Here is a 12,624-nt window from a genome sequence, read left to right as displayed (position 1 = left end):
ACCACCAGGGGCGGCCGACCTCGATGTCCTCGCCCGCGTGGCCGACGAAGTCGCGGCGGCCGGCGCCCGGCTGGCGCGGGGCGAACAGATAGCCAGGAGCGCACCCCGCAGTCCGTCTGGAACAAGATCACCGGACTCCCCGAAGTGTCACCCTCGGTTACTATGCTCACTTCATGCCGGAGGCCGGAGGCCAGGGGCGGACGAAGAGGCGGGTGGCCCGGACAATGCTCAGAGAGGTCTTCGCAACCCGCTACATAGAGCCGCTGCGCTCCGGCGGCTCCGTGCCCGGCGTCGTCGAGGCCGACGACCTGGGCACGTACGTCGTGAAGTTCACCGGCTCCGCGCAGGGCCGCAAGGCGCTGGTCGCCGAGGTGATCGTGGGGGAGCTGGCCCGCGCCCTCGGACTGCGCTTCCCCGAGCTGGTGCTGGTGCACTTCGACCCGTCGATCGCGCAGGGGGAGCCGCATCAGGAGGTACGGGACCTGCACGCGGCCAGCGCGGGCGTGAACCTCGGCATGGACTACCTGCCGGGCGCCCGGGACTTCACGCCGGAGATCGGGAGGGTCTTCCCCGTCGATCCCCTGGAGGCGGGGCGGATCGTCTGGCTCGACGCCCTGACGGTGAACGTCGACCGCACGGTGCACAGCTCCAACCTGATGGTCTGGCCCACCCTGGGCGTCGCGCCCCCGCGCCTGTGGCTGATCGACCACGGTGCCGCGCTCGTCTTCCACCACCGCTGGGACGGCACCGACCCCGCCAAGGCCTACGACTTCCGGCACCACGCCCTCGGCCACTACGGGCCCGACGTCCCGGCCGCCGACGCCGAGCTCGCTCCCAAGGTGACCGAGGACCTGCTGCGCCGGATCCTCGCGGAGGTCCCGGACGCCTGGCTCGCGGACGAGCCGGGTTTCGCCACCGCGCAGGAGGCACGCGAGGCGTACGTGTCGTACCTGCACGCGCGCGTGCGGGCCTCCGGGGCCTGGCTGCCCACCGACTTCCCCGGCCGGGAGGAACTCGCCGCCGAGGAGGCCCGCCGGACGGCTCGTAACCAGCAAGGACGCCCCGCGTGGCTCAGGCAGGTCCCCGACCTGCACGGCAAGCCCGCGGCCGAACAGGATTGGTCGGTGCACCTCGGATGAGTGGCCGTGTCGAGATCGAGTACTGCACCCAGTGCCGCTGGCTGCCCCGCGCGGCCTGGCTGGCGCAGGAACTGCTCACGACCTTCGAGGCCGAGCTGACCGAGCTCGCGCTGAAGCCCGGCACGGGCGGGGTGTTCGTCGTGCGCGTCGGCGACGAGGTCGTCTGGGACCGTCGCGAGCACGGCTTCCCCGAGCCGACGGCCGTGAAGCGGGCCGTACGCGACCGAGTGGCCCCGGGGAAGACCCTGGGCCACTCGGAGAAGCCGTCCGCGGACCAGGTCAGCCCTTGAGCTGCTCGTACGCCGGGAGCGTCAGGAAGTCGGCGTAGTCCTCGTCGAGGGAGACCGTCAGCAGCAGGTCGTGGGCCTGCTGCCAGTTGCCGGCCGCGAAGGCCTCGTCGCCGATCTCGGCCTTGATGTTCGCCAGTTCCTCGGCGGCGACCTTGCGGGCCAGGTCGGCGGTGACCTTCTCGCCGTTGTCGAGGACGACGCCCGCGTTGATCCACTGCCAGATCTGGGAGCGGGAGATCTCGGCGGTGGCGGCGTCCTCCATCAGGTTGAAGATCGCGACGGCGCCGAGTCCGCGCAGCCAGGCCTCGATGTAGCGGATGCCGACCTGCACGGCGTTCACCAGGCCCGCGTACGTCGGCTTGGCGTCCAGCGAGTCGATGGCGATCAGGTCGGCCGCCTTGACGTCGACGTCCTCGCGCAGCCGGTCCTTCTGGTTGGGCTTGTCGCCGAGGACCTTGTCGAAGGACTCCATGGCGATCGGCACGAGGTCGGGGTGGGCGACCCAGGAGCCGTCGAAACCGTCGTTCGCCTCGCGGTCCTTGTCGGCGCGGACCTTCTCGAAGGCGACCTTGTTGACCTCCGCGTCCCGGCGGGACGGGATGAACGCCGCCATGCCGCCGATCGCGTGGGCGCCGCGCTTGTGGCAGGTGCGGACGAGGAGTTCGGTGTACGCGCGCATGAACGGGGCCGTCATGGTCACCGCGTTGCGGTCCGGCAGGACGAACTTGGCGCCGCCGTCCCGGAAGTTCTTGACGATGGAGAACAGGTAGTCCCAGCGGCCCGCGTTCAGCCCGGAGGCGTGGTCGCGCAGTTCGTAGAGGATCTCCTCCATCTCGTACGCGGCCGTGATCGTCTCGATCAGCACGGTCGCGCGCACGGTGCCCTGCGGGATGCCGACGTAGTCCTGCGCGAAGACGAAGATCTCGTTCCAGAGGCGGGCCTCCAGGTGCGACTCCGTCTTGGGCAGGTAGAAGTACGGGCCCTTGCCCAGGCCCAGCAGGCGCTTGGCGTTGTGGAAGAAGTACAGGCCGAAGTCGACGAGCGCGCCGGGCACCGGGGTGCCGTCCGCGTCGACGAGGTGACGCTCGTTCAGGTGCCAGCCGCGCGGGCGCATGACGACCGTGGCCAGTTCCTCGTTGGCCTTCAGGGCGTACGACTTGCCCGACTTCGGGTCCGTGAAGTCGATGGTGCGGGTGTAGGCGTCGATCAGGTTGAGCTGGCCGAGGACCACGTTCTCCCAGGTGGGCGCGGAGGCGTCCTCGAAGTCCGCGAGCCACACCTTCGCGCCCGAGTTGAGGGCGTTGATGGTCATCTTGCGGTCGGTGGGGCCGGTGATCTCGACCCGCCGGTCGTTCAGGGCCTCGGGGGCCGGGGCGACCTTCCAGGAGTCGTCGGCGCGGATCGCGGCGGTCTCCGTGAGGAAGTCGAGGGTGGAGGTGCGGGCGATCTCGGCACGGCGCTCGGCGCGGCGGGCGAGGAGCTCGTCACGCCGGGGCGTGAACCGCCGGTGCAGCTCGGCCACGAAGGCGAGCGCCGCTTCGGTGAGGACCTCCTCCTGCCGGGGCAGGGGCTCGGCGTCGACGATGGCCAGCGGGGACGGCGCTGGTGCGGACATGAACTGTCACTTCCTTCAGCGAGCTACGAAGACGAACCGGCGGTTCGGCACCGGGTGCCAGTCTTCCCGGATACGGCGTTCGGCGCCCGCGGGGGCCTCGGGCGCTTCTGAACAGTGGATACTAGTTTCCTCATGGTGGAAGTTCAATCGTCTGTTGATGTCGAGATTCTCCGGGTCGAGGCAAGGTGGCTCTCCGTGCCACGTCGATCACTCAAGGTGGATCAGATCGGCCTCCGTGTCGATGTCGAAGGGCCGGGCCACGTCCCCGCACTCGACGAGCCTGATCCCCGGCTCGCGCTCCCGCAGATAGGCGCGTGCCCCCCGGTCCCCGGTCGCAGTCGCGGCGATGCCGGCCCAGTGGGCGGCGCCGAACAGCACCGGATGGCCGCGCACTCCGCAGTACGCGGCCGACACCAGCGACTCCTCGCCCTCGTACGCCGTGAGCACCCGGGCCACCGCCTCCGGGCCGATACCGGGCTGGTCGACGAGCGAGACCAGGGCGGCCGCCGCGCCCGTGCCGGCCAGCGAGTCCAGGCCGGCCCGCAGGGACGTCCCCATGCCCTGTTCCCAGTCGGGGTTGCCGACGAGAACGCAGCCCGGCAATGAGGCCCGTGCGCGCACCTCGTCGGCTCGCGCGCCCAGCACCACGTGGATCCGCTCGCAGCCGCCCTCGCGCAACACCCGCACCGCGTGCTCCACGAGTGGCCGCCCCCGGTGGGTGAGCAGTGCCTTGGGGCGCCCGCCGAGCCGCCGCCCGCCCCCGGCGGCGAGCAGCACCCCCGCAACCGCACGCGTCCTTTTCGTCGTCTCCCGTGTCGTCATGGATCCTGCATACCGCACGACCTCGGGCCGAGAAGTTACGCAGCGGAGCAAGTCGATGACGCAATGGACTGGCGCCTGGTGGCCCGTGTCGTTTACTGTCGCCCGCACCGACCGGCCGGGCGGCCGACCGGCGCCCGGTGTGGGGGACATCGCGTCGGAAGGGCACGCGCACGACGGAGTGCGAGGGGGAGGACTGTGTTGCGGAGCGTTGAGCAGAGGCGGCAGGGGCCTGTGACCAGCGGCGACGAGGATCCGCGCGTGACGGAGCTGCGCTCCGCCGTCGCCCGGCTGCGCCGTCGGCTCGCCGCGCATCCCGGCGAGTTCGCCGACCGGACCATCGCCGAGGAGGAACTGGCCGCCCTGAATGCGATGGCGGCCGACGGCACCCCCGAGATCCCACGGCTGCGCCGCTCCCTCCTGCTGATCGCAGGCGCGATCGGCTCGGTGAGCGCCCTCTCGCCGGAACTGGCGGAGGTCCGCCGCGCCGTCGACCTCTTCGTAGGGCCGGTGCGGGGGCAGGGCTAGCGGGTGCGGTCACCCCCTGGGGCGGGGGGCGGTCGGGTCCGGGCTCTGGAGGCCCGGGCCTCCTTCCAGCTCTCCAAGCAGCCGGAGGGGCACGCCTATGGGGCGTGCCAGGCGTACGCCGGCCGTGCCGACGGGGCGCGAAGGATCCGGGGGCCATGTCGACCGGAAAACCCCGGCGTGCGGCGGCCGTGTCGCGGGGCGATCCGGGCGTCCGCGTCCGCCTGGCTGTGTCGCGAGGTGTTGCGTGGTCCGCCCGGTCGGGCCGTGAGGCGCTGAGGAGTTCGTCGGTCCTGGCGCGGGGTGGCTCCGGTGTCCCGTCCGAACCCCGCGGCGCGCGTCGCCGAGGCCGCTCGGCCGTGTCGTGAGGTGCTGCGGGAATCCGTCGGTCCTGGGGTGAGGCGCCTCGCGTCCGATCGGCCCGGGGTGTCAGTCCCTTACGCGGGGCTCTGGGTGGCCAGGGCCTCCGACAGTTCGCCGGCGACCTGCTGGAGGACCGGGACGATCTTCTCCGTCGCCGCCTCCGTGACCCGGCCCGCGGGGCCGGAGATGGAAATGGCCGCCGCCGTGGGGGAGTCGGGCACCGAGACCGCCAGGCAGCGGACGCCGATCTCCTGCTCGTTGTCGTCGATCGCGTAGCCCTGCCGGCGCACGTCCTCCAGCGCCGCGAGGAACCCGTCGGGCGTCGTGATCGTCTTCTCCGTCGCGGCGGGCATGCCCGTACGGTTCAGCAGGGCCCGCACCTCCTCCGGCGGGAAACCGGCGAGCAGGGCCTTGCCCACACCCGTCGAGTGCGGTAGCACGCGCCGGCCGACCTCCGTGAACATCCGCATCGAGTGCTTCGACGGCACCTGCGCCACGTAGACGATCTCGTCCCCGTCCAGCAGCGCCATGTTCGCCGTCTCGCCGGTCTCCTCGACCAGCCGGGCGAGGTACGGCCGCGCCCAGGTGCCCAGCAGCCGGGCGGCGGACTCGCCGAGGCGGATCAGGCGCGGGCCGAGCGCGTACCGACGGTTGGGCTGCTGCCGTACGTATCCGCAGGCCACCAGCGTGCGCATCAGGCGGTGGATGGTCGGCAGGGGCAGGCCGCTGCTCGCGGACAGCTCGCTCAGGCCGACCTCGCCGCCCGCGTCCGCCATCCGTTCGAGCAGGTCGAAGGCGCGCTCCAGGGACTGGACCCCGCCGTTGGCGGAGGACCGGGCGGAGTCGGTGGTGCTGGCGCTGGACGTCGGCACGTCGCGTTCCTTTCGGGACTGGCGGAAGAGCAGAAGCCTACCCGGCAGTCGGTTGACTCCTCGCTTGTACGTAGCTACGTTCTGCGTGCTGGAATTGTAATTCCGCTTTGTGGAAACATCCAGGAGTAGTCGCATGCTGGGCGCAGGAGTCCAGTGTGCCCTTGACGGGCGCGGGAGAGGGGGTGAAGACTCCTTCAACAGAAAGTTGAATTCCGTTACGCGGAAGTAACTGGAAGCAAGTGGATGTAAGGGGTTCGGGTGTCCGACGCTGAACTGGTGCTCCGCTCGACGCGTGTCATCACTCCCGAGGGGACGCGCGCCGCATCGGTCGCGGTCGCCGCCGGCACGATCACGGCCGTCCTCCCGTACGACGCACCCGTACCGGAGGCCGCCCGCCTGGAGGACCTGGGCGACCACGTCCTGCTGCCCGGCCTGGTCGACACCCACGTGCACGTCAACGACCCCGGCCGCACCGAGTGGGAGGGCTTCTGGACCGCCACCCGCGCCGCCGCGGCCGGTGGCATCACGACCCTCGTCGACATGCCCCTCAACTCCCTGCCGCCGACCACGACCGTCGCGCACCTGCGGACCAAACAGCAGGTCGCCGCCGACAAGGCGCACATCGACGTCGGCTTCTGGGGCGGCGCCCTGCCGGACAACGTGAAGGACCTGCGCCCGCTGCACGAGGCCGGCGTCTTCGGCTTCAAGGCGTTCCTGTCGCCGTCCGGCGTCGACGAGTTCCCGCACCTCGAACGGGACCCGCTCGCCCGCGCCATGGCCGAGATCGCCGCCTTCGACGGCCTCCTCATCGTGCACGCCGAGGACCCCCACCGCCTCGCCTCCGCCCCGCAGCGGCCGGGCCCCAGGTACGCCGACTTCCTCGCCTCCCGCCCCCGGGACGCCGAGGACACCGCCATCGCCCAGCTCATCCGCGAGGCCAAGGCCCTCGACGCCCGGGTGCACGTCCTGCACCTGTCCTCCAGCGACGCCCTGCCGATGATCGCCCAGGCGCGGGCCGAGGGCGTCCGCATCACCGTGGAGACCTGCCCCCACTACCTGACCCTCACCGCCGAGGAAGTCCCCGACGGCGCCAGCGAGTTCAAGTGCTGCCCGCCGATCCGCGAGGCCGCCAACCAGGACCTGCTCTGGCAGGCGCTGGCCGACGGCACCATCGACTGTGTCGTCACCGACCACTCCCCGTCCACCGCCGACCTGAAGACCGACGACTTCGCGACCGCCTGGGGCGGCATCTCCGGACTCCAGCTGAGCCTGCCCGCGGTGTGGACCGAGGCCCGGGAGCGGGGACACGGCCTGGAGGACGTGGTCCGCTGGATGTCCACACGGACGTCCGAACTCGTCGGGCTCGACGACCGCAAGGGCGCCATCGCGGCGGGCCGCGACGCCGACTTCGCCGTCCTCGCCCCCGACGAGACCTTCACCGTCGACCCGGCGGCCCTCCAGCACCGCAACCACGTCACGGCGTACGCGGGCCGGACCCTGTACGGCGTCGTGAAGTCCACCTGGCTGCGCGGGCAGCGCATCGTCGCGGACGGCGAGTTCACCGAGCCGAAGGGGCGACTCCTCACCCGGACCAACTGAACCCCATCCCGGCCCCGAAAGGCAGAACTGATCATCGTGACGGCGATTCCCAGCTTCACCGGCGACGCGAACCCCTACGGAGGCGGCGACCCGTACGCGGACTACCGCACGGCCGACTTCCCCTTCACCCAGTACGCCGACCTCGCCGACCGGCGCCTCGGTGCCGGTGTCATCGCCGCCAACGACGAGTTCTTCGCCCAGCGCGAGAACCTGCTGGTGCCCGAGCGCGCCGAGTTCGACCCCGAGCACTTCGGGCACAAGGGCAAGATCATGGACGGCTGGGAGACGCGGCGCCGCCGGGGCGCGTCGGGCGAGAACCCGTGGCCGACCGCCGAGGACCACGACTGGGCGCTGGTCCGCCTCGGCGCCCCGGGCGTGATCCGGGGGATCGTCGTCGACACCGCCCACTTCCGCGGCAACTACCCGCAGGCCGTGTCCGTCGAGGGCACCTGCGTGCCGGGCTCCCCGTCGCCGGAGGAGCTCCTCGGGGACGACGTGAAGTGGACGACCCTGGTCCCGCGCACCCCGGTCGGCGGCCACGCCGCGAACGGTTTCTCCGTCGCCGTCGAGCAGCGCTTCACCCACCTGCGGGTCAACCAGCACCCCGACGGCGGCATCGCCCGACTGCGCGTGTACGGCGAGGTCGTCCCGGACCCCGCGTGGCTGGAGGTGCTCGGCACCTTCGACGTCGTCGCCCTGGAGAACGGCGGCCAGGTCGAGGACGCCTCCAACCTCTTCTACTCTCCGGCCACCAACACCATCCAGCCGGGCCGCTCCCGAAAGATGGACGACGGCTGGGAGACCCGGCGCCGCCGCGACCAGGGCCACGACTGGATCCGCTACCGGCTCGCCGCGCAGTCCCGGATCCGCGCCCTGGAGATCGACACCGCGTACCTCAAGGGCAACAGCGCCGGCTGGGCCTCGGTGTCGGTCAGGGACGGCGAGGACGGCGACTGGCGGGAGGTCCTGCCCCGCACCCGCCTCCAGCCCGACACCAACCACCGCTTCGTCCTGCCGGACCCGGCCGTCGGCACGCACGCGCGCGTGGACATCTTCCCGGACGGCGGCATCTCCCGGCTGCGGCTGTTCGGCTCCCTGACGGAGGACGGTGCGCGGCGTCTCGCGGCGCGTCACCAGGAGCTGGGCGGCTGACCCGCCCCGAGGGGCGCACCGGCCCGACAGCACCGGTGCGCCCCTGCCTCACGCCGCGTGCCCGCCGTCCACGGCGAACTCCGCACCGGTGACGTACGCCGCCCCGGCCAGATACGCCACCATCGACGCCACCTCGTCGGCCGTCCCGAACCGCCCCAGCGCCGTCATCGCCGCCTGGCCGGCCGCGTACGGTCCGTCCGCCGGGTTCATGTCGGTGTCGATCGGGCCGGGAAGGACGAGGTTGGCCGTGATCCCGCGCCCGCCCAGTTCCCGGGCCAGGGCCTTGGTCATGCCGGCCAGGGCCGCCTTGCTGGTCGCGTAGAGAGTCCCGCCGGGGCCCGGCACGCGCTGGGCCATGCAACTGCCGATCGTGATGATCCGCCCGCCCTCGGGCATGCGCGCGGCGGCGGCCTGGGACGTCAGGAAGACACCGCGTACGTTGACGGCGAGGACCCGGTCCACGTCCGCGAGCGAGAGGGTCTCCAGCGGCCCGAGCACCCCCACGCCCGCGTTGTTCACCAGGACGTCGAGGCCGCCCAGCGCCTCGGCCGCCGCGGTCACGGCACCGGCCGCCTCGGCGGCGTCCGCCGCGTCCGCGCGTACCGCCACCGCCCGGCGCCCCAGCGCCTCCACGGCCCGTACGACGTCCTCGGCCGCCTCCTTGCCGTTCACATAGCCGACCGCCACGTCCGCGCCCTCCCGGGCCAGCCGCAGGGCCGTGGCCGCGCCGATGCCCCGGCTCGCGCCGGTCACGAGAGCCACCTTGCCGTCGAGAGTTCCTTGAGAAGTACCGGGAGTTCCCTGAGAAGTCATGGGTCCATCCCACCGGCCGACCGACTGCGGTGCCGGCGGTGAACGGACGTCGAGGTGGGCCCCTCCGGTTCCCCACCTGAGGGAGCCGTCCGGGCGAGCGATGAGTTGCGGGTGCGCACGGGGTCTGAACCGATGACAACAGACCCCGACCGTTCCGAGCAGAAGGGCACCCGCCATGGGCAAGCTCGTCTCCACCCTCTTCGTCACCCTCGACGGCGTCTACCAGGCCCCCGGCGGCCCGCACGAGGACACCCGCGGCGGCTTCACCCACGGCGGCTGGAGCTTCCCGTACGCCGACGAGGACTTCGGCCGGTTCATCGGCGAGGTCTTCGCACGTCCGCGCGCCTTCCTGCTGGGGCGCCGGACGTACGACATCTTCAGCACGTTCTGGCCGAAGGTGACCGACCCCGCCGATCCGGTCGCCTCGAAACTCAACTCGCTGCCGAAGTACGTCCCGTCCGCCACCCTCACGGACCCGGGGTGGGCCGGCACCACCGTGCTCACCGGAGACCTCGCCAAGGAGGTCACGGCCCTGAAGGAGCGCACCGACGGTGAGATCCAGGTGCACGGCAGCGGCGCCCTCGTCCGGTCCCTGCTGGCGCTCGACCTGGTCGACTCGCTCCATCTGCTGACCTTCCCGGTCGTGCTCGGCACCGGGTTCCGGCTGTTCCCGGAGGGCGCCGTACCGACCGCGTTCCGGCACGCCGGGGGGAGCGTCACCAGCACGGGCGTCTCGATCGGGACGTACGAGGTGGCGGGCCGCCCGCAGTACGGCGAGTACGCGCTGCCGGAGAACGCGTAGCCGCCTCGCCCCGGCGCCCTCACCGACTCCGGTGAACAGCGCGTCAGGGCGCCGGAGGGCAGGTTAACTTACCGCCAACTCACGGGACTTGACGGGAAAATCTCCGAGCTTGACATTGACATGCCACTGTCTACGCGCGTCATCATGTGCGCATGAATTTCCCCCCACGCGCCTCGCGACTCGGCGCAGCAGCCGCCCTCCTGTCCGCGCTCCTCGTCGGCGGTACCGTCTCCGCCACCACGGCCGACGCGGCCCCCACCGCCGTCGGTGACATCTGCTACAGCGACCTGCCGTCCCAGGCCCATGACACGCTCGACCTGATCGAGCAGGGCGGCCCCTTCCCGTTCGAACAGGACGGCACCGTCTTCCAGAACCGGGAAGGCATCCTGCCGAGCCAGTCGACCGGCTACTACCACGAGTACACGGTCATCACCCCGGGCTCCTCCACGCGCGGTGCGCGGCGCATCGTCACCGGTGAGGAGAACCGGGAGGACTACTACACGGCCGACCACTACGAGTCGTTCGACCTGGTCGACTACGGCTGCTGACCGGGCGGCCACGTCCGTGAACGCCGGCCGGAAGTCCGCCCGGCCCGTCAGGCGGACTTCCGGCTCCCCGCCGCCGCGAACAGGGCGATGCCCAGCACGAGCAGGGCGACGCTCGCGTAGATCTCGTAGCCGTCGAGGAACCCCAGTCGTTGCACGAGGCCCCAGTTCCAGTCGGTGAACTCGTGTACCAGGCCCGCCACGCCCTGGACGAGGGCGAGGAAGCCGAGAATCTCCAGCACCTGCTTCATGGCAGACAGCCTCGCCCCGCGGATCCCCCACGCGCATCGGCCGCGGGGCGGGAGTCCGAGGACGGAAGTCCCGGTCCGGACCCGGTCGGCCGCGTCGAAGGTCTGCGATGCGGTGACTTTGGTCGACCGTTCCGGCCGGGGTGAGGTGAACGGGCCCGGGCCTGCGTAGATTTGTCGACCGTGAGTGGTGACGACGCGGGGCGGTCCTCCCCGGTGCTGACGGGGCTGACGGGCGAGACACCTGCGCTGTTCACCGGGCGCAGATGGTTCATCCCCTCCGCCCTCCTGCACGAGCTCGACCCCGACGCCGCACGGGCCGGGCGACGGCCCCGGCGTACCGCCCGCGACTGGGTCGTCGACTTCTCCTGCTTCCTGCTGGCCGTGCTGGTGGGCGCGGTCGCCGTAGAAGCGCTCAACGACAACCCCCATGTCCCGGAAGGGCTGGCCGTCGTCGACCAACTGATCGGAGCGCTGGCCTGCGCGGCCGTCTGGCTGCGCCGGCGCTGGCCGCTGGGGCTTGCCGTGGCGATGACCGCCGTCACCTTCGTCTCGGACACGGCGGGCGGCGCGGGTCTGATCGCCCTCTTCACCCTCGCCGTGCACCGCCCCTTCCGGTACGTGGCCTGGGTGGGCGGCATCAACGCGGCCATGGCCCCGCTGTACTACTGGATGCGACCCGACCCGGACATCCCCTATCTCGTGAGCGTGGTTTTCGCCGCGTTGCTCACGGTCGCGATCGTCGGCTGGGGCATGTTCGTACGGGCCAAGCGGCAGCTCATGGTGAGTCTCAGGGACCGGGCCCGGCGAGCCGAGACGGAGGCGCGGCTGCGGGCCGAGCAGGCGCAGCGGCTCGCCCGCGAGGCCATCGCGCGGGAGATGCACGACGTGCTCGCCCACCGGCTGACCCTGCTGAGCGTGCACGCGGGCGCCCTGGAGTTCCGGCCCGACGCGCACCCGGCGGAGACGGCGCGGGCGGCGGGTGTCATCCGGGAGAGCGCGCACGAGGCCCTCCAGGACCTGCGCGAGATCATCGGCGTGCTGCGAGCGGCGGAGCCGGACGACACGGGGCGGCCGCAGCCGACGCTCGCGGCGCTGGACACGCTGGTCGCCGAGTCGCGTGAGGCCGGCATGAAGGTGGCCCTCGACCAACGCGTCGGCGACGCCGGCATCGTTCCGTCCTCCGTCGGCCGCACCGCGTACCGGATCGCCCAGGAGGGCCTGACCAACGCCCGCAAGCACGCGCCCGGCACGGAGGTCACGGTGACCGTCACCGGTGCGCCGGGCGCCGGCCTCACGGTCTGCGTGCACAACCCGCTCCCCGAGGGCGAGGTGCCCCCCGTCCCCGGCTCCGGCCAGGGCCTGATCGGCCTGACGGAACGAGCGACCCTGGCGGGCGGCCGCCTGGAGCACGGCCACACGCCGGAGGGCGGGTTCGAGGTACGGGCGTGGCTGCCGTGGGGCTGAGGCGCGGCCTCGCGTCTCCTTCCCGGGCCATCCGGCGGGCCTCGGCCGCGGAGTCTCCATCTGGGCCGGCCTGACGTCGGCTCGCGTGGCGACGGAGGGTCTGGGCCGGACGGCTGACGTCGGCTCGCGGTGTGGTGGACGGTCTGGGCCGGAGGGCCTGCGTCGGCTCGCGGGGCGGTGGTCGCGGGTGCGGCGGCTGGTCTGGAGTGGTCTGAGGTCGGCTTGTTGGGCGGCGGGCGATCCGAGACGGCTGCCTTGGCTTGCGGTGTGGTGGACGGTCTGGGCCGGAGGGCCTGCGTCGGCTCGCGGGGCGGTGGTCGCGGGTGTAGCGGCTGGTCTGGAGTGGTCTGAGGTCGGCTTGTTGGGCGGCGGGCG

13 protein-coding genes are annotated in these 12,624 nt (G+C 72.1%); 8 read left to right on the top strand and 5 right to left on the bottom strand.

Going from position 1 to position 12,624, the window contains the following annotated elements; all coding sequences use genetic code 11:
- Positions 1–224: 224 nt before the first annotated feature.
- Together SCNRRL3882_RS07715 and SCNRRL3882_RS07710 are read left to right on the top strand one after the other, a co-directional pair.
- Entirely contained in the window at positions 225–1,139 is a 915-nt protein-coding gene (locus tag SCNRRL3882_RS07715; protein ID WP_010038980.1) for a HipA family kinase, read from the top strand.
- Positions 1,136–1,429, top strand: a complete 294-nt coding sequence (locus SCNRRL3882_RS07710; RefSeq protein WP_010038979.1) for a SelT/SelW/SelH family protein — start codon at positions 1,136–1,138, stop codon at positions 1,427–1,429. The genes SCNRRL3882_RS07715 and SCNRRL3882_RS07710 overlap by 4 nt, the downstream gene beginning before the upstream one ends.
- Here SCNRRL3882_RS07710 and aceB read toward each other — a convergent pair.
- Together aceB and SCNRRL3882_RS07700 are read right to left on the bottom strand one after the other, a co-directional pair.
- A complete protein-coding gene (gene aceB, locus SCNRRL3882_RS07705; RefSeq protein WP_010038978.1) occupies positions 1,419–3,044 on the bottom strand; it encodes a malate synthase A in 1,626 nt (541 codons plus the stop codon). The two genes, SCNRRL3882_RS07710 and aceB, sit on opposite strands and share 11 nt — an antisense overlap.
- Positions 3,045–3,251: 207 nt before the next feature.
- Positions 3,252–3,866: a nucleotidyltransferase family protein gene (locus SCNRRL3882_RS07700; protein WP_029181114.1), complete on the bottom strand. Its 615-nt coding sequence runs from the start codon at positions 3,864–3,866 to the stop codon at positions 3,252–3,254.
- A 195-nt stretch (positions 3,867–4,061) separates the two neighbouring features.
- Here SCNRRL3882_RS07700 and SCNRRL3882_RS07695 point away from each other — a divergent pair, with 195 nt between their 5' ends.
- The gene (locus tag SCNRRL3882_RS07695; RefSeq protein WP_078602808.1) at positions 4,062–4,391 is read left to right on the top strand and encodes a DUF5955 family protein; all 330 of its coding nucleotides are present in this window, start codon (positions 4,062–4,064) and stop codon (positions 4,389–4,391) included.
- Positions 4,392–4,825: 434 nt separating this feature from the next.
- On the opposite strand, the gene SCNRRL3882_RS07690 is transcribed toward SCNRRL3882_RS07695, so the two are convergent.
- Positions 4,826–5,623 (bottom strand): IclR family transcriptional regulator, encoded by a 798-nt coding sequence (locus SCNRRL3882_RS07690; protein WP_010038972.1) that lies wholly within the window; start codon positions 5,621–5,623, stop codon positions 4,826–4,828.
- A gap of 258 nt (positions 5,624–5,881) precedes the next feature.
- On the opposite strand from SCNRRL3882_RS07690, the gene allB reads away from it, so the two are divergent.
- Positions 5,882–7,222: an allantoinase AllB gene (gene allB / locus SCNRRL3882_RS07685; protein ID WP_010038971.1), complete on the top strand. Its 1,341-nt coding sequence runs from the start codon at positions 5,882–5,884 to the stop codon at positions 7,220–7,222.
- A gap of 36 nt (positions 7,223–7,258) precedes the next feature.
- On the top strand, positions 7,259–8,374 hold the full coding sequence (alc, locus tag SCNRRL3882_RS07680; protein ID WP_010038969.1) for an allantoicase: 1,116 nt from the start codon (positions 7,259–7,261) through the stop codon (positions 8,372–8,374).
- Positions 8,375–8,422: 48 nt separating this feature from the next.
- Here the strand turns inward: alc and SCNRRL3882_RS07675 are convergent, their stop codons facing one another.
- Positions 8,423–9,187 carry an SDR family oxidoreductase gene (locus tag SCNRRL3882_RS07675; protein WP_040903037.1) on the bottom strand — a complete coding sequence of 255 codons (765 nt, stop codon included), beginning with the start codon at positions 9,185–9,187 and terminating at the stop codon, positions 8,423–8,425.
- 175 nt (positions 9,188–9,362) lie between these two features.
- On the opposite strand from SCNRRL3882_RS07675, the gene SCNRRL3882_RS07670 reads away from it, so the two are divergent.
- Both SCNRRL3882_RS07670 and SCNRRL3882_RS07665 read left to right on the top strand, forming a co-directional pair.
- Positions 9,363–9,989 (top strand): dihydrofolate reductase family protein, encoded by a 627-nt coding sequence (locus tag SCNRRL3882_RS07670; RefSeq protein WP_010038965.1) that lies wholly within the window; start codon positions 9,363–9,365, stop codon positions 9,987–9,989.
- A gap of 152 nt (positions 9,990–10,141) precedes the next feature.
- Positions 10,142–10,537, top strand: coding sequence for a ribonuclease domain-containing protein (locus SCNRRL3882_RS07665; RefSeq protein WP_010038962.1), 396 nt, complete (start codon positions 10,142–10,144; stop codon positions 10,535–10,537).
- 47 nt (positions 10,538–10,584) lie between these two features.
- Here SCNRRL3882_RS07665 and SCNRRL3882_RS07660 read toward each other — a convergent pair whose 3' ends face one another.
- Positions 10,585–10,785: a hypothetical protein gene (locus tag SCNRRL3882_RS07660; protein ID WP_010038960.1), complete on the bottom strand. Its 201-nt coding sequence runs from the start codon at positions 10,783–10,785 to the stop codon at positions 10,585–10,587.
- 213 nt (positions 10,786–10,998) lie between these two features.
- On the opposite strand from SCNRRL3882_RS07660, the gene SCNRRL3882_RS07655 reads away from it, so the two are divergent.
- Entirely contained in the window at positions 10,999–12,249 is a 1,251-nt protein-coding gene (locus SCNRRL3882_RS07655) for a histidine kinase (protein ID WP_010038959.1), read from the top strand.
- Positions 12,250–12,624: the final 375 nt, after the last annotated feature.

Source organism: Streptomyces chartreusis NRRL 3882, from assembly GCF_900236475.1.
GTDB classification, from domain to species: Bacteria; Actinomycetota; Actinomycetes; order Streptomycetales; family Streptomycetaceae; genus Streptomyces; species Streptomyces chartreusis_D.
This window is presented reverse-complemented; position numbering and strand designations above follow the sequence as displayed.

Coding starts and splice junctions, on each gene's coding strand:
- SCNRRL3882_RS07670 (WP_010038965.1), top strand. CDS start 9,363: ATGGGCAAGCTCGTCTCCACCCTCTTCGTCACCCTCGACGGCGTCTAC.
- SCNRRL3882_RS07660 (WP_010038960.1), bottom strand. CDS start 10,785: ATGAAGCAGGTGCTGGAGATTCTCGGCTTCCTCGCCCTCGTCCAGGGC.
- SCNRRL3882_RS07710 (WP_010038979.1), top strand. CDS start 1,136: ATGAGTGGCCGTGTCGAGATCGAGTACTGCACCCAGTGCCGCTGGCTG.
- SCNRRL3882_RS07675 (WP_040903037.1), bottom strand. CDS start 9,187: ATGACTTCTCAGGGAACTCCCGGTACTTCTCAAGGAACTCTCGACGGC.
- aceB (WP_010038978.1), bottom strand. CDS start 3,044: ATGTCCGCACCAGCGCCGTCCCCGCTGGCCATCGTCGACGCCGAGCCC.
- SCNRRL3882_RS07715 (WP_010038980.1), top strand. CDS start 225: ATGCTCAGAGAGGTCTTCGCAACCCGCTACATAGAGCCGCTGCGCTCC.
- SCNRRL3882_RS07665 (WP_010038962.1), top strand. CDS start 10,142: ATGAATTTCCCCCCACGCGCCTCGCGACTCGGCGCAGCAGCCGCCCTC.
- SCNRRL3882_RS07700 (WP_029181114.1), bottom strand. CDS start 3,866: ATGACGACACGGGAGACGACGAAAAGGACGCGTGCGGTTGCGGGGGTG.